This window comes from Geodermatophilus sp. SYSU D00079, from assembly GCF_054050635.1.
Genome location: NZ_JBJGZS010000002.1, coordinates 58,643 through 78,941 on the forward strand (window position 1 = coordinate 58,643; position 20,299 = coordinate 78,941).

A 20,299-nucleotide genomic window follows, 5' to 3' on the forward strand; every position below is an offset into this window, starting at 1 on the left:
CCCAGCCGGCGATGACCCTGGCCGGCTTGCGCGCCTCGGTCCGCTCCTCGCCCGCTGGCGCTCGCTGCGGTGCTCCCGCGGCTGTCAGCCGGCGATGACCCTGGCCGGCTTCCGCGCCTCTCAGCCGGCGAAGCGGTCGGCGACGGCCTGCTGGGAGCGGATGAGCACGACCTCCTCGGCGGCCCGCAGCAGCCAGCCGCGCAGCCCCTCCGGGTCGTCGCGGTGGGCGTCGCGGAGCGCCCCGAGCCGCAGCTGTCGGGTGCTGGCCTGAGCCCGCTGCGCCGGGGGCAGGCGACGGCCCTCGGTGCGCGCGACCGACGTCAGGCCGGCCCCGACGAAGACCAGCTCACGGATGGTGGGGATGCCCGCCAGCAGCCGCTGGGCACCGGCCACGTCGTCCTCGGTCATCAGGCGGAGCAGTTCGTCGGCGGCGTGCCGCCCGGCGCCGTGTGCGTCAGTCACGCTGAGCCATTGTCGTCCCACCGGACGGGCGCCCTCCCCCCGCCTCTGCCGGCGTTCCCCCCGCGTCGCCGGTCCCGCAGGACCGGCAGTGCACGGGGGACGCCGGCAGAGGGTGGTGGGAGCCGCTAGGCGTCGCGGCGGGAGAAGGACGTCGCGGCGATCGCGAGCAGGACGGCGACCTCGGCGACGAACACCGCGAAGCCGGCCCAGGGCTCCAGCAGCAGCGGGTTGAACGACTCCGGCGTGGCGATCCGGCCACCGGCGTTGCCCGGCATGAGCTTCGTGGCCCACTCGCCCCAGGCGTCGGGCAGCAGCATCACCATGTTGCCGACCACGAACACCAGCCCGAGCACGATCGACAGCGCCGCGGCGGTGTGCCGGACCAGCAGGCCGACGGCGGCGGCGAGCAGCCCGAGCCCGGCCATGTAGAGGCCGCTGCCGACCAGGGCGCGCAGCACCCCGTCGTCGGTCAGCGCGAGGCCGATGCCCTCCCGCTCGAGGAACCAGTTGCCGGCGAGGTACCCGGCCAGGGCGGTCAGCGTGCCCGCGACGAACAGCGTCCCGGTCAGGACGACGGCCTTGGCGGCGAGCACCGTCCCGCGGCGCGGGGTCGCGGCGAGGGTCGCCCGGATCATGCCGGTGCCGTACTCGCTGGTCACGGACAGCGTGCCCAGCACGATGGCGGTCACCTGGGCGAACATCATCCCCCAGGTGACGAAGGCGCCGACCGGCTCACCGGTGCTGTCGGCGGCGAGTTCCTCGGCGGCCAGCGCGCAGACCAGCGTGGTCAGCCCGGCGCCGAGGACGAACATCGCCACGACCGACCACGTGGTCGACCGCACGGTCCAGAACTTGATCCACTCGGCGCGGACGGTCGCGGCGAACCCGGGGGCCGGGGTCTCGGTGCGGGTCCAGGCGTGGGTGCCCACGGCGGTCATCGCTGGGCTCCTGCGGGGGTCGCGGCGTACTCGACGCTGTCGGCGGTCAGGGTCATGAAGGCGTCCTCCAGGGAGGAGCGCACCAGGGTGAGCTCGTGCAGCAGCAGCCCGGCGCGGCCGACGAGCTCGCCGACCCCGGGGGCGTCGAGCCCCTGCACCCGCAGCTCGCCGCCGTGCGCGGCGACGTCCAGGCCGTGCCGCCGCAGCACGGTGGCGGCCTCGTCGTGCTGCGGGCTGCGCACCCGCACGTAGGAGGCGGCGTGCTCGGCGATGAAGTCCGCCGTCGAGCAGTCGGCCAGCACCCGGCCGCGGCCGATCACCAGCAGGTGGTCGGCCGTCTGCGCCATCTCCGCCATGAGGTGGCTGGAGACGAACACGGTGCGGCCCTCGGCGGCCAGGTCCCGGGCCAGGGTGCGCACCCAGCGGATGCCCTCGGGGTCCAGGCCGTTGACCGGCTCGTCGAGGACGACGACCGGCGGGTCGCCCAGCAGCGCCGCGGCGATGCCCAGGCGCTGGCCCATCCCGAGGGAGAAGCGGCCCACCCGCTGCTCGGCGACCGCGGTGAGCCCCACGAGGTCGAGCACCTCGTCGACGCGGGCGCGCGGGATGCCGTTGCTCGCCGCCAGCCAGCGCAGGTGGTCGCGGGCCGACCGGCCCGGGTGCAGGGACCGCGCCTCGAGGAGCGCACCCACCTCGCGCAGTGGGGCGGGGGCGGCGGAGTAGCGGCGGCCGTTGACGGTGACGCTGCCGGAGGTGGGCCGGTCCAGGCCCAGGACCATCCGCATCGTCGTCGACTTGCCGGCGCCGTTGGGGCCCAGGAAGCCGGTCACCCGGCCGGGCTCGACGGTGAAGGTGACGTCGTCGACGGCGGTCCGGGTGCCGTAGGTCTTGGTGAGGCCGTGCGCGGTGATCATGCGGTCACCGCGCGGGGGAGGTCGGGGAGGTCATGCCGTCGAGGCTGGCCGGTGCCGGCGCCGGTGGACATCCGGGAACCCCCTGGACCGACCCTGAACGGTCCCCGAGCACGTGGTCGAGATCGCGCGATCTCGCACACCCAGGGCCGTGGTTCCGTGCGAGATCCCGCGATCTCGACGGGGACTGGGGGTGCCGTCCGCGGGGTCAGGCGGTGTGCGGCAGCCCCGCGGCCGGGTGCAGCAGCCGGCGCAGGTCGCGCGCGGCCTCCCGCCCGGCCCGGTTGGCGCCGACGGTGCTGGCCGAGGGGCCGTAGCCGACCAGGTGCACCCGGGGCTCGCCGGCGACGGCCGTGCCGTCCATCCGGATGCCACCGCCGGGCCCGCGCAGGTGCAGCGGCGCGAGGTGGCCCAGCGCGGCGCGGAAGCCCGTGGCCCACAGGACCGCGTCGGCACGGACGCAGCGGCCGTCGTCCCAGGCGACGCCGTCCTCGGTGAGCCGGTCGAACACCGGCAGCCGGTCGAGGACGCCGCGCTCCCGGGCCGCCCGCACCCACGGGGTGACCACGAGCCCGGTGACGCCGACGACGCTGCCGGGGGAGCGGCCCTCGCGGACGGCGTCGGCCACCAGCGCGACCGCCGCACGGCCGGCCTCGGGCCCGAACGCCTCCTCGCGCCAGACCGGCGGGCGCCGCGTCACCCACGTGGTGTCGGCGACCTCGGCGATCTCGCCCAGCAGCTGCACCGCCGAGGCCCCACCGCCCACCACGACGACCGACTGCCCGGCGAACTCGTGGGCGCCGCGGTAGTCGACCGGGTGCAGCTGGCGGCCGCGGAACAGCTCCTGGCCGGGGTAGCGCGGCACGAAGGGGCGGGTCCAGGTGCCGGTGGCGTTGACGACGGCGCGGGCGGTCCAGTCGTCGTCCTGCGTCTGGACGAGGAACCGGCCGTCGACGGTCCGGCGGACGGCGCGCACCCGCACCGGCCGCTGGACCGGCAGCCCGAAGCGCCGCTCGTAGTCGGCGAAGTAGGCCGGCACTGCCTCCGCGGCCGGGACGTCGTCGGCCGCGGCGGGGAAGGCCAGGCCGGGCAGGTCGTGCACGTGGTGGGTGCGGGCGAGGGTCAGCGACGGCCACCGGTGCTGCCACGCGCCACCGGCACGGGCGTCGGCGTCCAGGACGACGAAGCCCGTGCCGGGCGCGAAGCCGACCCGCGCGAGGTGGTACGCGGTGCTCAGCCCGGCCTGACCGGCGCCGATGACCACGACCTCCACGTCCCTGTCCACGGACGGGACAACCGGGACCGGGCCCGGCTGCTTCCGCGTCAGGCCGGAGGGGTGAGGGTGAGCCGGGCCAGCTCCGCGCCGGACAGCGTGACCGACTCCGGGTCGTGGCCGAAGCGCACGGTCACCTCACCCAGCCGCGCCTCGACCAGCGTGGCCGGCCGCTCGGGGGACCCGTCGGCGGGGCGGTACCACCAGCGCTCGGCCAGCAGCGGGAGACCGCGGTGGCGCAGGAACGCGGCGGCCTGCTCACGGTCGGGGAACGCCTGCAGCGGGGCGCCGAAGAGCGAGTGGGCCACGCACGCGTCGGCGTCCTCGCGGCGCGCGGTGGTCAGGTAGCCCACGAGTTCGCCGTCCTCGCGGCGGTGGACCGGCTCCAGCTCCTCGGTCGGGGTCATGCGCCGACGGTAGGGAGGCCCGCAAACGGGTTTCGGCATCTTGCGGATCCCTTGCGGTTCCCCGGCGGGAGGCCTGCGGTTGGCCCGCCAGAGTTCCTCCTGTCGCCGGAACACCGACGGCGCACCAGCACCGAGGAGGAACACCGTGATCGCCGCAACCCAGCGCACCAAGGGGCGGATCGCCGCGTCGATCGCCGTGGTCGGCGCCGCCGCGGCGGTCGCGGGCCTGGGCACCTACGGCACCTTCACCGACAGCACCACGCCGGTGGTCACCCAGCTGGACACCGGGGTGCTGTCGATCGAGCTCACCAAGGCCGCGGACGCCGCCACGCTGTCGCTGTTCGACGACGGCAGCTTCCTGGCCGGTGACTCCGAGAGCTCGGCCATCGACCTGGTCAACGCCGGCACCGTCACCCTCGGCGAGGTGCGGATGGCCTCGGTCGCCACGCGCTCCAGCGCACTGGACACCGACGCGGTCAACGGCCTGCAGCTGGCGGTCGACTCCTGCTCGGAGTCCTGGGCGCTCGACGACGGGGTGTGGAGCTGCGACGGGCAGACCACGCGGTTCTACTCGGGCCCGATCGTGGCCGACGCGCCGTTGACCGGGGCGGCCAGCCTCGCCCCCGGCGAGGTGGACCACCTGCTGCTGACCGCGTCGCTGCCGGCGACGACCACCGCGGACATGGTGGCCGGCGCGACCAGCGGCCTGGACTTCACCTTCAGCACGACGCAGCGCGGCGGCACCGCGCGATGAGCCGGCCCTCCGGGGCCTGATGGACAGCCGGCGTCTCCATCGCACGGGGGGACGGAGCCGCCGGCGGCACGGCCGGTGCTCCCGCGGGGGAACGGGAGCACCGGCAGCACGACCGACGACGTCGCGGGGGAACGCCGCCGTCGGCAGCAGGACCGGTGCTCCCGCGGGGGAACGGGAGCACCGGCAGCACGACCGACGACGTCGCAGGGGAACGCCGCCGTCGGACACGACCGGGGACGCCGCGGGGGAACGGCGGGACCGGTCGAGGGGGAACGCACGGGGCCGGTCGCGGGGACACCGCGACCGGCCCCGCCGCGTGGTTGCAGGGGGTGTCGTCCCGCCACACTCTGCGCTACCGACGGATACGAGATACGTTCGATCGGTGACTGTGGGTGAGGGTTTCCGTCGTCCGGAGAACGCGCCGCCGCGGACCCGCACCGGCAGCCGGCGGCTGGACCCCGCCCGGGACGAGGCGATCGCCGCGGCCGTCCTCGAGGTCCTCGCGCGCGAGGGCTACGCCGGGCTGACCATGGACGCCGTGGCCATGGCCGCCGGGGTGGGCAAGGCGACCATCTACCGGCGCTGGTCGAGCAAGGCCGACCTGCTGCTCGGCGTCCTCGACGTGGCCGTGGAGGACGAGCTGCCCCTGCCCGACACCGGGAACCTGCGCGACGACCTCGTGGTGCTGCTCACCACCACCCTCGACCTGATGGACGGCCCGGCCGGGCGGGCGACCCGCAGCCTGCTCGGGGCGGTCGTCGGCGACCCGGCGCTGGCCGAGGCCTCCCGGCGGGGCCCGCTGGCGGCCTGGTCGCAGGCGCTGACCGCCGTCCTGGAGCGGGCGGTGGACCGCGGCGAGATCACCGCGGCGGCCGCCGCCTCCTGCGCGGCCGAGGTGGGACCCGCCGTCCTCCTCGTCCGGTGGCTGGTGACCGGCCGACCCCTGGACGCGACCGTGGTGACGGAGCTCGTCGACGAGGCCATGATGCCGTTGCTGCGCAGGCGGTAGCGCGTTTCGGGACCGCCGGATCGGGGCAGCGGGCAGGGCCACGACACGGGAGGCCGGGTGAACCTGGAGAAGGTCGTCTTCGGCTTCTTCGTCGTGCTCGCGGCCACCCTGAACTTCGGCTTCTTCATCGGCGACATCGACGACCCCGCGCTGCACAACCCCTACGAGCTGTTCGCCGCGGTGGTCGTCAACCTGATCGCGACCGTGCTGAAGTTCGGCGACCGCACCCAGATCGGGGCGGTGCACCTGGCCACCAGCCTCGTCGCAGACCTCCAGCTCATCGGCGCCACGCTGATGTTCGGCTACGCCGAGTACGTCTCGTCGGCCGGCATGACCCCGTCCTGGACCGCCAGCGTGGTCTCGCTGTCCGGTGGTGCACTGCTGGCCAACATCGTCTCCGTCGTCCTGCTCGTGGTGGAGACGGTGTCCTTCCACCGCGGGTGACGGGAGGTCGTCGTGGGCAACCCCCTGCTCACCTTCTGGCGCACCATCTTCGGCCGGGAGGAGGACGACCGGCGGATGCGCCGGGGACCGCTCCGGGTCGCCGCGTCGTCGGCGGTCGAGGCCTCGGAGACGATCTTCCTGGTCATGCGGCGCATGCGTGCGCCGCTCATCGTGCTCATCACGATCTTCGCGGTCAGCGTGCTCGGGCTGACCCTCATCCCCGGGCAGGACGCCGAGGGCGACCCGTACCGGATGGGGTTCTTCGACGCCTTCTACGTGATGAGCTACACGGCCTCCACGATCGGGTTCGGCGAGATCCCGTACCCGTTCACCTACAACCAGCGGATGTGGGTGACCATCTCGATCTACCTGGCGGTGATCGGCTGGGCCTACGCCATCGGCTCGCTGCTGGCGCTCGTGCAGGACCGCGCGTTCCGCTCGGCCCTGGCGCTGCAGCACTTCACCCGCAAGGTGGCCCGGCTGCGCGAGCCGTTCCTGCTCATCGCCGGGTACGGGCGCGCCGGCGAGCTGCTCGGGAGGTCGATCGACGCGCTGGGCCTGCGGTTCGTCGTCCTCGACGTCTCCCCCCAGCGGATCGACGACCTCGAGCTGGCCCCGCTGCACGCCGACGTCCCGGCGCTGGCCGCCGACGCCCGCGACCCCGGGCACCTCAGCGTCGCCGGCCTGGACCACGCCTGCTGCGAGGCGGTGGTCGCCCTCACCGACGACGAGGAGGCCAACCTCACCGTCGTGATGGCCGCCGCCCTGCTGCGGCCGGACCTGCCGGTCATCGCCCGCGCCACCTCGGAGGGGATGGCCGACCGCATGCGGGCGTTCGGTCACCCCAGCGTGGTGGACCCCTTCGACCGGTTCGGCGACCACCTGCGCCTGGCGCTGAGCGCGCCGGCGTCCTACCAGCTGCTGACCTGGCTGGAGAGCGGGCCCGGGGCGCCGCTGCCGGCCCGCGGGACGCCCCCGCGGTCGGGGCGCTGGGTGGTCTGCGGGTACGGCCGGCTCGGCCGCGAGCTCACCGCCGACCTGCGGGCCGAGGGGGTCGGGGTCACCGTCATCGAGCCGAACCCGACCGGCCCCGAGGACGCCGACATCATCGTGGGCGACGGCTCCGAACCCGAGGTGCTGGAGCAGGCCGGCCTCGCGGAGGCGGTGGGGTTCGTGGCCGGCACGGACAACGACACGGCCAACCTGTCCCTCGTGGCCGCCGCCCGGCGCGTCAACCCGCGGCTGTTCGTCGCCGCCCGCCAGAACCGCCCCGAGAGCGCGCCCCTGTTCGCCGCCATGGAGCTCGACGCGCGGCTGGTGCCCACCGAGGTGATCGCGCACGAGGTCTACGCCCAGCTGTCCACCCCGCTGCTGTGGCGGTTCATCCGCGAGCTGCCGGCCCGCGGCGACGCCTGGGCCGCCGACCTGGTGGACCGGCTCACCGATCTGTGCGGCTCGGACCTGCAGGCGCTGTGGAAGGTGCGGCTGACCCCGCACGAGGCCCCCGCGCTGCGGCGGAGACTGACCTCCGGAGCGGTGCGCCTGGGCGACCTGCTGCGCAACCCGGAGAACCGCGACGAGCCGCTGCACGCGATGGTGCTCCTCGTCCTCCGCGGCCAGGAGGCGCTGCTCGCGCCGGACGACGACCTGGAGCTGCGCGCCGGCGACGAGCTGCTGCTGGCCGGCTGGGCCGCCGCGCGCCGGGCGCTCGGCAGGATCCTGCTGGTCGACTCGGTGCTGGAGTACGTCGTGTCCGGACGCCGGGTGCCCTCCAGCTGGGTGTGGCGCAAGCTCACCCGCACGCCGGTCGAGGCGGCGGAGCTCCCGGCGGAACGGCCGCCGACCCGGGCCGGGGCGTAGGTGATCGCCCGCCGGACGACGACGGGCCCCCTCCCGGAGGAGGGGGCCCGTCGTGTGGTGCGCCATCAGGGACTCGAACCCCGAACCCGCTGATTAAGAGTCAGCTGCTCTGCCAATTGAGCTAATGGCGCGTGTCGTGCGGCTGCACCGCGTGACGGATGGCAACGATACCAGCGCCGTCCGGGGTGCTGACGGGGTGGTCCGCAGGCCCGGCGTTCGACCGCGTTCCGGATCCTCCGTGGACACTGGTGTGTCGGCGCCGGTGGCCGGCTCGGGCACGGCCACCCACGACGCGGAGGGAACGCGGATGAGACGGACGGCTGCGCTGGTCACGGCGGGGGCACTGGTCCTCCTGGCCGGCTGCCAGCAGGACCGGGGAGACAGCGGGGCGGCGGCTGCGCCGACCTCCGACGCGCCGCCGGTCTCGCTCCAGGTGGCCCCGGCGGACGGGTCGGTCGACGTCTCGCCCGTGGTGCCCGTGGAGATCTCCGTCACCGACGGCGAGCTGACCGAGGTCACCGTCGTCGACGGCGCCGGCGCCGCGGTCACCGGCGCGGTCGCCGACTCGCCCGAGGACCCGGCCACCGACGTCTGGACGCCGGACGCCCCGCTGGCCTACGGCACCAGCTACACCCTGACCGCGACCGCGGCGGGGGAGGACGAGCAGCCGGTCGAGGCCACGACGACGTTCACGACGGTCACCCCGGCGGCGGTCTCGACCCCGTCCATCGGCCCGCTCGACGGCCAGACCGTCGGGGTCGGCATGCCGATCCGGGTGTGGTTCGACGACCCGGTGGTCGACAAGGCCGCCGTCGAGAGCCACCTGCGGGTCACCAGCTCCACGCCCACCGACGGCGTGTGGAACTGGTTCAGCGACACCGAGGTGCACTTCCGGCCGTCGCAGTACTGGCCGGCGAACACCGACGTCACGCTCGAGGCTGACCTCTACGGCGTCTCCTTCGGCGACGGGGTGTGGGGCGAGAAGGACCGCACCGTGTCCTTCTCCATCGGCGCGCGGCACGTGTCGATCGCCGACGCCTCCACCCACACGATGGAGGTCTACGACGGCGACCAGCTGGTGCAGACCTGGCCGATGAGCGCCGGCAGCCCCGACAACCCCAGCTACAACGGCCCGCACGTGGTCACCGAGATGAACCGCGACCGCGTCATGGACTCCAGCACCTACGGCGTGCCGGTCGACAGCCCCGGCGGCTACCGGACGCCGGTCGAGTACGCCGTCCGCATCTCCGACAGCGGCGAGTTCGTGCACGCCGCGCCCTGGTCGGTGGGCCAGCAGGGCCGGGCGAACGTGTCGCACGGCTGCATCAACCTCAGCACCGAGCGGGCGGCGTGGTTCTTCCAGTTCTCCCAGCCCGGCGACATCGTCGAGATCCGCGGCTCCAGTGCCGGGACGCTGCGCTCGGCCGTCTACGACTGGACCATCCCGTGGGAGGAGTGGCGGGCCGGCAGCGCGCTGACGTGAGCTGACGCCCGGCGGTCAGGCGTTTCGGGATCCGCAGCGCGGCTATTGATCACCCGGTTCCCGACCCCGAGGAGAGTGCCGTGGACACCTGGGTGATCGTGCTCATCGTCGTGGTGGCGGTGGTGCTGCTGGCGCTGCTGGCGCTCGCACTGGCCAAGCGCAACCGGATCAACGGCGCGAAGAAGCGGGAGCAGGCGCGCGAGCACCTGCAGGAGGCCCAGCTGCGCGGGGCCCAGGCGGAGAAGGAGCGGGCCGCCGCCGAGGAGCAGGCCGCCCGTGCCCGCCGGGAGCGCGCCGAGGTGGAGGAGCGCACGCGCCTGGCCGAGCAGGAGGCCCGGCAGCGCGCCGAGCAGGCCCAGGAGCACGCCTCGGCCGCCGACCAGTTGCGCGCCAAGGCCGAGAAGCTCGCCCCCGGGCTGGGCCAGCAGCACGAGCGGACCGCGGCGGAGCGTGCCCAGCACGCCACCGGCCCGGACCAGCCCGGCGGCGCCACCCGCCGCTGAGTTCTGCGCCCCTCGGCGGTCTGACCTCCGAGGGGCGCGGCGCGCGCCCCGACCGACGCACGGAGGGGCGCCATGACCGACCTGCTCGCCATCGGCACGCGCAAGGGGCTCTGGCTGGCCCGCAGCGACGACGACCGGCGCACCTGGACGCTGGGGGAGCCGCACCTGCTCGCCCAGGAGGTGGCGGCGGTGTCGATCGACACGCGCCGGTCGCGGCCCCGGGTCCTCGCCGGGATCCAGTACGGCCACTGGGGCCCGACGGTGATGTGGTCCGACGACCTCGGCGGCAGCTGGCAGGAGACCGAGTCCGGGGCGATCCGCTTCCCCGCGGACACCGGGGCCGCCCTGGCCCGCGTCTGGCAGCTGCGGCCGGACTCCGCCGGGCGTCCCGACGTCGTCTGGGCCGGCTGCGAGCCGCACTCGCTGTGGCGCAGCACCGACGGCGGCTGCAGCTTCGACCTCGTCCGCGGCCTGTGGGACCACCCGCACCGGCCGACCTGGGAGCCCGGTGGCGGCGGCGCGGCGGTGCACACGGTCCTGCCCGACCCCGCGTCGGACCGGGTCGTGGTCGCGATGAGCGCCGGCGGCGTCTACGTCAGCGAGGACGGCGGCGCCGGGTGGACGCCGCGCAACAGCGGGATCAGCGCCGTGTTCCTCCCCGAACCGCCACCTGAGTACGGCCAGTGCGTGCACAAGGTCGCCGTCGACGCGGGCGATCCCGACCGCATGTACGCGCAGAACCACTTCGGCGTCTTCCGCACCGACGACGCGGGGAGGGCCTGGACCTCGATCGCCGACGGCCTCCCCGCCGACTTCGGGTTCCCGATCGTGTCCTCGCCGTCCACCCCGGGGACGGCGTGGGTGGTGCCGCTGGTCGCCGACATGCAGCGGGTGCCGCCGGGCGGGCGGCTGCGGGTGCACCGCACCCGCGACGCCGGGGAGACCTGGACCGAGCTGGGCGCGGGGCTGCCCGACGGGTTCTGGTCCGCCGTCATGCGCGACGGGTTCTGCGCCGACGACGCCGACCCGACCGGCATCTACGTCGGCACCCGGGACGGGTGCGTCTACGCCAGCGCCGACGAGGGCGAGACCTTCCAGCTGGTGGCCGACCACCTGCCCGACGTCCTCGTCGTGCGCGCGGCGCGGGTCTGACGATGTCGGTCGAGGTGGTGCTGCCCGGTGTCCTGGCCGACCTGGTCGGCGGCGCGCGGCACCTGCAGGTGGACCCGGGCGGCGGCACGCTGGGCTGCCTGCTCGACACGCTGGACGCCGCGCACCCCCGGCTCGCCCGCCGCATCCGGGACGAGTCGGGGGCGCTGCGGCGCTTCGTCAACGTCTACGTGGACGGCGACGACGTCCGGTTCAGCGGGGGCGTGGACACCGCGGTGCGCGACGGGGCCGTCGTCCAGGTGCTGCCGTCGGTGGCCGGCGGGTGAGTCAGAGGGTGGCGAGGGTGGCGCACTCGGCGCACAGCTGCGAGCTCTCGTACCCCTCCGGGGGCCACACCGTCTGCTCGTCGACGGCGACGTAGGCGCCGCACAGCGCCTTGCGGCTGCGGCCGTTGACCCGGCCGATGGTCGCGTGCGCCGGGCCGATCTGCCGGGGCTGGAGGCCCTCCGCGGTGCCCACCGAGCCGACCATCACGACGGCGTGAGCGGTCCCGTAGGAGTAGGCGAGAGTCATGCCCCCAGGGTCGCCAGCCGGCCTCGGCGCCCGGTGGAAGCCGACCGCGCGTGTTCGGCGCACTCGCCCCAGCCGTCCCACGCGCACCGCGGCGGGGTCAGCGCAGCAGCCGCTCGACGTCGGCGTCGCAGAGCGGGGTGGTCACCGTGGCCGGGTCCAGCGGACGGGCGGCGCGGTCACCGCCGGCTCCCCCCGCCGGCGAGGTACTCCTCGATGACCTCGCGCGGCCCCTGCCGGTCGAGGGCGGACAGCGCCGCCTGGACGCACTCGGCGAAACGCGGGTCGGCACCGATGGAGTCGAAGACCGACCGCTCCGACAGCAGCGGGGTGGCGTCGCCCCCGGCCTCCTGCGCCAGCGGCACGAGGTCGGAACGCGGCCCCTCGATCGGCACTTCCTCCCCGGCGTAGTCCGCACCGCGCAGGAAGCGCAGCCAGCCGGCGACCGCGAGGCACAGCAGGGTGTGCGGCCGTCCCTGGTCGACCGCCGCCCGGATCGAGGGCAGGAGGTAGTTCGGGATCTTGCTCGAGCCGCGCCGGGCCAGCCGGGCCAGCTGGTCGGCCATCCGCGGGTTGGCCAGCCGGTCGAGCAGCGTGGCCCGGTACTCGGCGAGGTCCACGCCGGGGACCTCGGGCAGGAGCGGGGCGATCTCCTCGGCCATCAGTCGGGAGAGGAACGTGCGGAAGGCCGGGTCGGCCATGACGTCGGCGGTGGTGCGGTGGCCGGCGAGGTAGCCCAGGTAGGCGATGGCGCTGTGCCCGGCGTTGAGCAGGCGGGTCTTCACCGTCTCGTAGGGCGAGACGTCGTCGACGAACTGGACGCCGACGGCCTCCAGCGGCGGCCGGCCGTTGCAGAAGGAGTCCTCGACCACCCACTGGCGGAAGGGCTCGGTGACCACCGGCCACCGGTCGTCGACGCCGGTCGCGGCGGCGACGGCGTCCCGGTCCTCGGGCGAGGTGTTGGGGGTGATCCGGTCGACCATGCTGCTCGGGAAGGCGACGTGGGCCTCGATCCACTCGGCGAGGTCGTCGTCGCGGAGCCGGGCGAAGGACACCACCGCGGTGCGGGCCGCCGTCCCGTTGGACTGCATGTTGTCGCAGGAGAGGACCGTGAACGGCGCCCGGCCGGCCCGCCGCCGCCGGTGCAGGGCCTCCACGAGGTAGCCGAAGACCGTCTCGGGGTGGCCGGGGTCCTCCAGGTCGCGGGCGATGTGCGGGTCGTCGGCGTCGAAGTCGCCGCTGTGCGCGTCGATGCGGTAGCCGGTCCCGGTGATCGTCAAGGTCACCACGCGGGTGTGCTCGTCGGCCAGCGCCGCGAGCACCGCCTCGGGGTCGTCGGGGGCGTACAGGTACGCGGTCAGCGCACCGACGACGGTGGCGCGGTCGCCGTCGGCGGCGCGCTCGACGACGGTCCACAGCCGGTCCTGGCCCGCGAGGACTTCGCCGATCGCGCGGCTGTGCAGTCCGACGCCGATCACGCCCCAGTCGGTCGACCCCCGGCGGGCCAGCTCGTCGAGGTACACCGCCTGGTGGGCGCGGTGGAAGCCCCCGACACCGATGTGCACGATGCCGGGACGGAGCGCGGCACGGTCGTACGTCGGGGTGGAGACCTCCGGGGGGAGGTCGGTGAGGGTCCGGTCGGAGAGGGCGACGGCGGCTGCCGTCGCCCGGGTCGGGGCAGACGTCATGGGAGACCTTCGGCAGGAGGGGCGGTCCGGGGTGGCTGTTCACCCGTGGCCGCCCCCGCCCCATGCCCGGGCGGCCACGATCCCAATCCGGAACGGTTCAGATGTGGTGTGTCCGTCGACCGGTGGGTAGGAGGACGGGGCCTCGAGCCGACGGGGACGCCCCCCTCCCGGAGGCCGCGCCGGAGTTACGGGTGTGTTTCGTCCGCTTTCCTGCGGGCATGTGGCACCGGCACGGCAGGGGTGGAGCACACCGCCCGACGAGCCGCGTACGACTCCGGGTGGCCGCAGATCGTGATCGCCAGAACCTCGACCCCGTCCCCTCGACGCGCGCGGCTCGGGGAGGTGTCCCGTGGTTGCGCGGCCTGACCTGCGCCGGCGGTCGCTGACCGCCGTCCCGACCATCACCGGCACCCCGTGGCGGCCGCCGTCGGAGCACCAGCTGCGGGGCATGGACACCGACGTCACCCTCGACCTGGGCTGGGGGCGACTGGTGTTCGGCCAGACCTTCGCCGACCCGCACCGGCTGGTCGAGACGATGCGCGGTGAGGCCGACGGCCGTCGCGACATCTGCATCTACGCCCGCGACCCGCAGGTGCTGCTGGCTCTCGCGCCCGGTGAGCTGTTCCTGGACCCCTCGCTCACCTTCCGGCTGGACCTGCACCACTACCGCCCGCGCCGGGAACTGGTGGAGAACGTCTTCGTGCGGACGGTGACCTGTCCGGACGACGTCGCCGCGATGGACCGCATCGTCACGCTCACCGGCATGGCCCCCGGGGACCCCACCACCGTGTGGCACAACCACTCCACCCGCACGGTGCGGTACCTCGTGGCGGAGGACCGGCGCACCGGACGGGTCGTCGGCACGGTCACGGGGGTCGACCACGTCCGGGCGTTCGGCGACCCGGAGGGCGGCAGCAGCCTGTGGTGCCTGGCCGCCGACCCGCGCGAGGCCCCGCCCGGCACGGGGGAGGCGCTCGTGCGCGTGCTCGCCGAGCGCTACCTCGCCCGGGGGCGCAACTACCTCGACCTCTCGGTGCTGCACGACAACGCGCCGGCCATCGCGCTCTACCGCAAGCTCGGCTTCCGGCAGGTGCCCGCCCTGGTGGTCAAGAGCCGGAACGCGGTGAACGCGCCCCTGTTCGTCCCCGGCCCGCCCGGGCTCGACCGGCTCAACCCCTACGCCCGGATCCTCGCCGACGAGGCACTGCGCCGGGGCATCCGCGTGGAGGTGACCGACGCCGCGCACGGCGAGATGCGGTTCACCCTCGGCGCCCGCAGTGTCCTGACCCGCGAGTCGCTCTCGGAGCTGACCACCGCCGTGGCCATGAGCCGCTGCGACGACAAGCGGGTCACCCGCCGGGTCATGGCCGGCGCCGGGGTCCGGGTCCCGGTCGGCGCCGAGGTGGCCGGGGACGACCTCGGGCCGGCCCTGGACCTGCTCGCGCGGTGCGGTGAGCTGGTGGTGAAGCCGGCGCGCGGTGAGCAGGGCAGGGGCATCACCGTCGGCGTGCGGGACGAGGCGGCCCTGCGGTCGGCCGTCGCGCTCGCGCGGCAGCACTGCCCGGACGTCCTGGTCGAGGAACTGGTGCCGGGGGAGGACCTCCGGGTGGTCGTCATCGACTCCGAGGTGGTCGCCGCCGCCGTGCGCCGGCCGGCCACGGTGGTCGGTGACGGGGTCTCCGACGTCACGACGCTGATCCGGCGGGCCAGCCGGCGCCGGGAGCGGGCCACCGGCGGGGAGTCGCGGATCCCGCTGGACGCCACGACCGCCGCTGTCGTGGCCGAGGCGGGCTGGGCGATGGACGACGTCCCGCCGGCCGGGACGCCGATCCGGGTCCGGCGGACAGCGAACCTGCACACCGGCGGCACCATCGAGGACGTCACCGACCGGCTGCACCCCGAGATCGCCGCAGCGGCCGTCCGGGCGGCGCGGGCCATCGGCATCCCGGTGACCGGCCTGGACTTCCTCGTGCCCGACGTGGACGGGCCCGAGCACGTCTTCGTCGAGGCCAACGAGCGGCCCGGGCTGGCCAACCACGAGCCCCAGCCGACCGCCGCCCGATTCGTCGACCTGCTGTTCCCCGAGACCCGCCGCCGCTGACCGCCGTCGTCCCAGGCGCGGGGGACGCCGGTCGCCAGTTCGGGAGAGGCCGGAACGGCGGGAGGCCCTGGTCAGCGAACCGACCAGGGCCTCCACCGGTGGGGTGAGTGACGGGGCTCGAACCCGCGACACCCAGGATCACAACCTGGTGCTCTACCAGCTGAGCTACACCCACCACGTCTCCCGGCCGGCCGCTGGCGAGAGCGGGTCGGCCGGGGAACCGGAGCAACGATACCCGGCTACTCAGATCCCCGACGCAGCGGGTGGCGTGCCCGGCTCGCCGGCCTCCTCGGCGGCGAAGACGGCCGCGAAGGCGTCGGTCACCTGGGCCGAGGCGGCCTGCGCCTCGGCCGTCGAGGGCCCGGGGCCGTCGACGAACAGCGTCTTCCGGTAGTAGGCGAGCTCCCGCACCGACTCGATGATGTCGGCCAGCGCGCGGTGGGCGAGCCCCTTCTGCGGCTGGGCGAAGTAGACCCGCGGGAACCAGCGGCGGGCCAGCTCCTTGATCGAGGAGACGTCGATCATCCGGTAGTGCAGGTGGTCGTCGAGCTCGGGCATGTCCCGCGCGAGGAAGCCCCGGTCGGTGCCGATCGAGTTGCCGCACAGGGGGGCGGTCCGGCGCTCCGGGACGAAGCGCTTCACGTAGGCCAGCAGCTGCTCCTCGGCCTCGGCGACGGTCAGCGTCGCGGCGCGGACGGCGTCGGTGAGACCGGACTTGGCGTGCATCTCGGTGACGACGTCGGCCATCCCGTCCAGGTCGGCGTCGGAGGCCGAGATCACCAGGTCCAGCCCCGGGTCGAGCACGGTGAGCTCGGAGTCGGTGACGAGCACCGCGACCTCGATGAGCTTGTCCCGGGTGAGGTCCAACCCGGTCATCTCGCAGTCGATCCAGACCAGGTGTCCTGCGCTCTCCGCCACGTCCGACGACAGTACGTCCCGTTGGCCACGGCCGCCCCGCGGATGCCCCCTCTACCGCATGCGGCACACCGGTGCCACTCGGGCGTCGAGGATCGGGGGGCTGCGCCACTAGGCTCGGCCCGGTCCCGCCCCGAGCCCAGGAGTTCCCGCCGTGCCCGCTGCCCCAGCCCCCGTCGCGACCGGGCGGCCGGTCCCGCCGGCTCCGGGCTCGTTGCCTGCCGCGCTGCGCCACCCGATCGGCGCGCTGCGCTGGCTCTGGGCGGCCTACGCGACCCCCGGTCGCCCGGGGCGGCCCACGTCGCAGGAGGAGCTGCGGTGGATCTACACCGCCTGGCTCGGCGCCTTCCTGCTCAAGATGCTCGGCTCGTCGTGGGACGTCTCCTGGCACTTCAAGTGGCTGCGTGACGACCTGGCCCCGCCGCACCTGCTCAACTCCGCGGGCACCGCCGTCGTCGTCGCCCTGGTGGTCTTCCACAGCTACAGCGGCTACGGCGTCGACCGCCGGGCGCTGCGGCTCATGCAGGTGGGCATCGCCACCTTCCTGGTCGCGATCCCGATCGACATCGTCAACCACCGGGTCAACGGCCTGGACATCACCAGCTGGAGCCCCAGCCATGCGCTGCTCTACGTCGGGACGGCGATCATGCTGGCCGGTGCGATCCGCGGCTGGTGGCTGTACGCCGCGCCGGGCCGGGTCCGCGACCTCGTCGCGCTGGGCCTGTGGCTGTTCTTCGTCGAGAACGTCGTCTTCCCGAACCAGCACCAGGAGTACGGCGTCCTGTCGCTGCAGGCCTACGAGGCCGGCCGGACGACGGCCGAGCCGCAGCTGCTGGACTTCGCCGCCTCCCAGGGGCAGACGCCGACGATGTTCATGCTCCCGGTGCCCTCGTGGGTGCACCCGGCGTGGATGCTGTGCGCCGGCCTGCTGGCCCTCGTGGTGGCCCGCAGGCTGGTGGGGCTGCGCTGGACCGCCACGGTCGTGGCCGGCACCTACCTCGCCTACCGCGCGGTCATGTGGCTCGGGCTGGTGGCGATGGACTTCCCGCCGTCGGTCCTGCCGCTGGTGCTCGTCGTGGGCGCGGCAGCGATCGACCTCGCGGTCACCTGGCGGGTGCCGGGCTGGCTGGCCGCGCCGGTGGTCGCGGCCGTCTTCTACGCCGCCGGGGCGGCGCAGGACGCGATCGGCTTCCTCCCGCCGTGGAACTGGACGTGGGAGTCGGTGCTGCTGGTCGGCGCCGCCTTCACCGTCCTGTGGACCGCGGTGGACGTCGTGGCGCGCAGCCGCTGGCTGGCCGCCTGGGCGCAGCCGGTGGGTGCGGGTGCGGAGGACGAGGTCGCCGTCCGGTCCGGCGGCGCGTCGACCCGCTGAGGGAGTCGGCCCCACCCGTCACATGACGTAACGTCGGGTGACGACCCACCCGCCGGCCCTGTCATCGGCGCCGCCGGTCGCGGCGCGTGCCGCCCCCCTTCCCCCTGACCCGCTCGGAGGACGACGTGCTGCCCCTCACCCCGATGCCGCTGCAGACGGCGGGTGAGCGGGCCCTGTTCGAGGAACTGGCGCGCTGGGAGACCGGCGGCGCGGTGCGGGGCGCGGTGGTGGCCTCCATCCCGATGGTCGACGGGCCGATGGAGCGCCGGCTCTCCGACGCCGTCGTGTTCGTGCCGGAGGGCCTGGCCGTCCTCCGGGTGGTGGAGGTGGTCCGTCAGAGCGGCGTCGTCACCGCCGCGGCCGAGGGCGCCTGGACCATCGGCCCGGAGGGCGGGCAGCCCGGGGACGTGCTGCAGCTCGCCGGTGGCGGCTCCAGCCCCCTCGACGGCCTCATGCGGTCGGGCATGGACGCCGCCGTCCGGCTGCGCCGCGCCGGCCTCGAGCCCGGCCGGATCGCCCGGCTGACGGTGCTCGTCGGCGACCTCACGGGCCTCGTCCCGACCGACGGCGACCTCGGCGAGGGTGACCAGGTCGCGCTCCTGGAGCCGCGGTCCCTGCTGCTCGGCATCGCCCGCAGCGCCCGGTACGCGGGCGTGGACAACCCCCGGCTGTGGACGACGGCCGACGTGCGCGCCGCCCTGGAGGCACTGGGGCTGGCCGGACGGGGCCCGTCGGTGCAGGAGCTCAACGGCGAGGGCTTCCCGTACTCGCCGTACGTGCTGCGCACCCCGGAGCTGCTGGCCCCCGCCGCGATGACCGCCGGCCCCGCCTTCACCGCTCCCACCCCGGTGCCGCAGCCCCCGGCTCCGGGTGCTCCGCAGGGGCCCGCCCGTCCGCTGGTGGACCCGGTGGCGGCCGCGGCGGTCGCGGCCGCGGCCATCCGTGCCGACGAGGAGGCCGCCGCGCGTGCGGCCGCCGCCCGGGACGCCGCGGTGGCGCAGGCGCTCGCGACGTCGGACGGGGCGGCCGCGGGTCCGAAGGACACCCTCGTCGGCCCGACGGTCGGGGTGCCCGCCGACGAGACCGACGGGATCGGTGGGCTGTTCGCCGGGGCGGAACGGGACGACGTCGCGCCGCCGGCCGCCGCGCCGCCGGCACCTGCTCCGGTGGCGCCCGAGCCGTCGGCCCCGCCGCGGGCGCCGTCGACCGGGGGCGCGCCCTCCGCGGCGGGCCAGGGGCGCCCGCGCTCGTGGCGGCGGACGGCGCTGCTGGTGGCCGCGGCGCTCGCGCTCGCCGTCGTCCTCGGGATCGGCGCCGCGCTGCTGTTCGGCGGCGACGAGACGCCGGCCGCCTCCGGCGCCGGGACGCCGCCGGCCGAGGACACACCGGCATCGGCCGACACCCCGGCCGGGCCGGAACCGGGTGACTCCGAGGTCGTGGACGGCAGCACGTTCGTCGCCCGGGAGGTGCAGGTCGACCCCACCTGTGCCGGCAACGCCTACGGCGCGGTGGCCGACTTCTTCGCCGACACCGACTGCACCGGTCTGGCCCGCGCGCTCTACTCCACCGACGTCGACGGGCGTCCCGTCGTCGTCTCCGTCGCCACGGTCGACATGGGCGACACCGCCGGGGCGCGGGCCCTGCGCGCGCTGACCGACCGCAACGGCAGCGGCAACGTCAGCGACCTGCTGCGCGAGGGGGTCCGGTACGACGGCAGCCCCGACCGGCTCAGCGGAGCCGAGTACGCCAGCGCCGTCTCGGGCAGCACGGTCACCATCGTCGAGGCGGCGTGGGCGGCGCCCGGCGACACCGGCAGCACCGCGGACCTCGACGTCCTCGCCTCGACCGCGCTGGTCCTGCCCATGCCGGAGCCGACCGCCGGCTGAGGGCGGGGCGCTCAGGCCGTCGCGGCGGCCTCGGCCATCGCGGCCAGCAGGACGGCCATCTGCTCCCGCGGCACCCGGCCGGCGCTGTGCGGCGTGGAGTTGATCAGCCCGAACACCGCGTGCGCCCGGGCCCGGCTGGTCGCGGCGTCCGCGGCGGGGTGCAGCCGGCGCAGGACCTCGACCCACACCTCGACGTAGCGACGCTGCAGCCGGCGCACCTGGGCGGCGTCGTCGCCGGGCAGCGAGCCCAGGTCGCGGTCGTGCACGGTGATCAGTGCCGGGTTGTCGAGGGCGAAGTCGACCTGGAAGGCGATGAGCGTCCGCAGCTGCGCCAGCGGGTCGTCCCCGGCGTCGGCGACCCGCTCGGTGCCGCCGGCCAGCAGCCGCTCGCTGATGCGCAGCAGCATCTCCGCGAGCATCGCGTCCTTGCTGGCGAAGTGCCGGTAGATCGCCGGGCCGGTCACCCCGACGGCCGCGCCGACGTCGTCGACCCCGACCGCCCGCGACCCGCGCTCGGCGAACAGCTGCGCGGCCGCCCGCAGGATCTGCTCCCGCCGCGACGGCCGCGCCGCGTCGGCGTGCAGCGCGGTGTCCACGTCGCCCACGGCGGGAT

The 20,299-nt window shown here is 75.1% G+C and carries 20 protein-coding genes and 2 tRNA genes; 11 read left to right on the forward strand and 11 right to left on the reverse strand.

Features of this window, described 5'->3' with window-relative positions:
• Nucleotides 1-120: 120 nt before the first annotated feature.
• The 5 genes from ACI79E_RS02455 to ACI79E_RS02475 all read right to left on the reverse strand — a co-directional run bounded on the left by ACI79E_RS02455 (nucleotide 121) and on the right by ACI79E_RS02475 (nucleotide 3,991).
• Nucleotides 121-462 (reverse strand): hypothetical protein, encoded by a 342-nt coding sequence (locus ACI79E_RS02455; protein WP_456930961.1) that lies wholly within the window; start codon nucleotides 460-462, stop codon nucleotides 121-123.
• Between the two features lie 125 nt (nucleotides 463-587).
• Nucleotides 588-1,400, reverse strand: a complete 813-nt coding sequence (locus ACI79E_RS02460) for an ABC transporter permease subunit (protein ID WP_456930962.1) — start codon at nucleotides 1,398-1,400, stop codon at nucleotides 588-590.
• The gene (locus tag ACI79E_RS02465; protein WP_456930963.1) at nucleotides 1,397-2,314 is read right to left on the reverse strand and encodes an ABC transporter ATP-binding protein; all 918 of its coding nucleotides are present in this window, start codon (nucleotides 2,312-2,314) and stop codon (nucleotides 1,397-1,399) included. The genes ACI79E_RS02460 and ACI79E_RS02465 overlap by 4 nt, the downstream gene beginning before the upstream one ends.
• Nucleotides 2,315-2,519: 205 nt before the next feature.
• Entirely contained in the window at nucleotides 2,520-3,584 is a 1,065-nt protein-coding gene (locus ACI79E_RS02470) for an NAD(P)-binding domain-containing protein (protein ID WP_456930964.1), read from the reverse strand.
• Between the two features lie 50 nt (nucleotides 3,585-3,634).
• On the reverse strand, nucleotides 3,635-3,991 hold the full coding sequence (locus ACI79E_RS02475; protein ID WP_456930965.1) for a hypothetical protein: 357 nt from the start codon (nucleotides 3,989-3,991) through the stop codon (nucleotides 3,635-3,637).
• 145 nt (nucleotides 3,992-4,136) lie between these two features.
• Between ACI79E_RS02475 and ACI79E_RS02480 the strand changes: the two genes are divergently transcribed.
• The 4 genes from ACI79E_RS02480 to ACI79E_RS02495 all read left to right on the forward strand — a co-directional run bounded on the left by ACI79E_RS02480 (nucleotide 4,137) and on the right by ACI79E_RS02495 (nucleotide 8,058).
• Nucleotides 4,137-4,745 (forward strand): hypothetical protein, encoded by a 609-nt coding sequence (locus ACI79E_RS02480; RefSeq protein WP_456930966.1) that lies wholly within the window; start codon nucleotides 4,137-4,139, stop codon nucleotides 4,743-4,745.
• A 382-nt stretch (nucleotides 4,746-5,127) separates the two neighbouring features.
• A complete protein-coding gene (locus tag ACI79E_RS02485; RefSeq protein WP_456930967.1) occupies nucleotides 5,128-5,754 on the forward strand; it encodes a TetR/AcrR family transcriptional regulator in 627 nt (208 codons plus the stop codon).
• Between the two features lie 57 nt (nucleotides 5,755-5,811).
• The gene (locus ACI79E_RS02490; RefSeq protein WP_097203593.1) at nucleotides 5,812-6,198 is read left to right on the forward strand and encodes a DUF6394 family protein; all 387 of its coding nucleotides are present in this window, start codon (nucleotides 5,812-5,814) and stop codon (nucleotides 6,196-6,198) included.
• Between the two features lie 12 nt (nucleotides 6,199-6,210).
• Entirely contained in the window at nucleotides 6,211-8,058 is a 1,848-nt protein-coding gene (locus tag ACI79E_RS02495; protein WP_456930968.1) for a potassium channel family protein, read from the forward strand.
• Between the two features lie 55 nt (nucleotides 8,059-8,113).
• On the opposite strand, the gene ACI79E_RS02500 is transcribed toward ACI79E_RS02495, so the two are convergent.
• Nucleotides 8,114-8,189: transfer RNA gene (locus ACI79E_RS02500), tRNA-Lys, on the reverse strand.
• 176 nt (nucleotides 8,190-8,365) lie between these two features.
• Here ACI79E_RS02500 and ACI79E_RS02505 point away from each other — a divergent pair.
• The 4 genes from ACI79E_RS02505 to ACI79E_RS02520 all read left to right on the forward strand — a co-directional run bounded on the left by ACI79E_RS02505 (nucleotide 8,366) and on the right by ACI79E_RS02520 (nucleotide 11,480).
• Nucleotides 8,366-9,541, forward strand: coding sequence for an Ig-like domain-containing protein (locus ACI79E_RS02505; protein ID WP_456930969.1), 1,176 nt, complete (start codon nucleotides 8,366-8,368; stop codon nucleotides 9,539-9,541).
• Nucleotides 9,542-9,621: 80 nt separating this feature from the next.
• Complete coding sequence (locus tag ACI79E_RS02510; RefSeq protein WP_456930970.1) at nucleotides 9,622-10,044, forward strand: hypothetical protein; 423 nt, start codon at nucleotides 9,622-9,624, stop codon at nucleotides 10,042-10,044.
• A 72-nt stretch (nucleotides 10,045-10,116) separates the two neighbouring features.
• The gene (locus ACI79E_RS02515; RefSeq protein WP_456930971.1) at nucleotides 10,117-11,196 is read left to right on the forward strand and encodes a WD40/YVTN/BNR-like repeat-containing protein; all 1,080 of its coding nucleotides are present in this window, start codon (nucleotides 10,117-10,119) and stop codon (nucleotides 11,194-11,196) included.
• Between the two features lie 2 nt (nucleotides 11,197-11,198).
• On the forward strand, nucleotides 11,199-11,480 hold the full coding sequence (locus ACI79E_RS02520; RefSeq protein ID WP_456930972.1) for a MoaD/ThiS family protein: 282 nt from the start codon (nucleotides 11,199-11,201) through the stop codon (nucleotides 11,478-11,480).
• 1 nt (nucleotide 11,481) lies between these two features.
• On the opposite strand, the gene ACI79E_RS02525 is transcribed toward ACI79E_RS02520, so the two are convergent.
• Complete coding sequence (locus ACI79E_RS02525) at nucleotides 11,482-11,727, reverse strand: hypothetical protein (protein WP_456930973.1); 246 nt, start codon at nucleotides 11,725-11,727, stop codon at nucleotides 11,482-11,484.
• Between the two features lie 176 nt (nucleotides 11,728-11,903).
• On the reverse strand, nucleotides 11,904-13,412 hold the full coding sequence (locus tag ACI79E_RS02530) for a mannitol dehydrogenase family protein (RefSeq protein WP_456930974.1): 1,509 nt from the start codon (nucleotides 13,410-13,412) through the stop codon (nucleotides 11,904-11,906).
• A gap of 349 nt (nucleotides 13,413-13,761) precedes the next feature.
• Between ACI79E_RS02530 and ngg the strand changes: the two genes are divergently transcribed.
• Entirely contained in the window at nucleotides 13,762-15,513 is a 1,752-nt protein-coding gene (gene ngg / locus ACI79E_RS02535; protein WP_456930975.1) for an N-acetylglutaminylglutamine synthetase, read from the forward strand.
• A 99-nt stretch (nucleotides 15,514-15,612) separates the two neighbouring features.
• Here the strand turns inward: ngg and ACI79E_RS02540 are convergent.
• Nucleotides 15,613-15,688, reverse strand: a tRNA-His gene (locus tag ACI79E_RS02540).
• Nucleotides 15,689-15,756: 68 nt separating this feature from the next.
• Complete coding sequence (gene orn, locus ACI79E_RS02545; protein ID WP_456930976.1) at nucleotides 15,757-16,431, reverse strand: oligoribonuclease; 675 nt, start codon at nucleotides 16,429-16,431, stop codon at nucleotides 15,757-15,759.
• 151 nt (nucleotides 16,432-16,582) lie between these two features.
• Between orn and ACI79E_RS02550 the strand changes: the two genes are divergently transcribed.
• Together ACI79E_RS02550 and ACI79E_RS02555 are read left to right on the forward strand one after the other, a co-directional pair.
• Complete coding sequence (locus ACI79E_RS02550) at nucleotides 16,583-17,800, forward strand: hypothetical protein (RefSeq protein ID WP_456930977.1); 1,218 nt, start codon at nucleotides 16,583-16,585, stop codon at nucleotides 17,798-17,800.
• A 125-nt stretch (nucleotides 17,801-17,925) separates the two neighbouring features.
• On the forward strand, nucleotides 17,926-19,686 hold the full coding sequence (locus ACI79E_RS02555; RefSeq protein ID WP_456930978.1) for a hypothetical protein: 1,761 nt from the start codon (nucleotides 17,926-17,928) through the stop codon (nucleotides 19,684-19,686).
• Nucleotides 19,687-19,697: 11 nt separating this feature from the next.
• On the opposite strand, the gene ACI79E_RS02560 is transcribed toward ACI79E_RS02555, so the two are convergent.
• Entirely contained in the window at nucleotides 19,698-20,291 is a 594-nt protein-coding gene (locus ACI79E_RS02560; RefSeq protein WP_456930979.1) for an SACE_7040 family transcriptional regulator, read from the reverse strand.
• Between the last annotated feature and the right edge of the window lie 8 nt (nucleotides 20,292-20,299).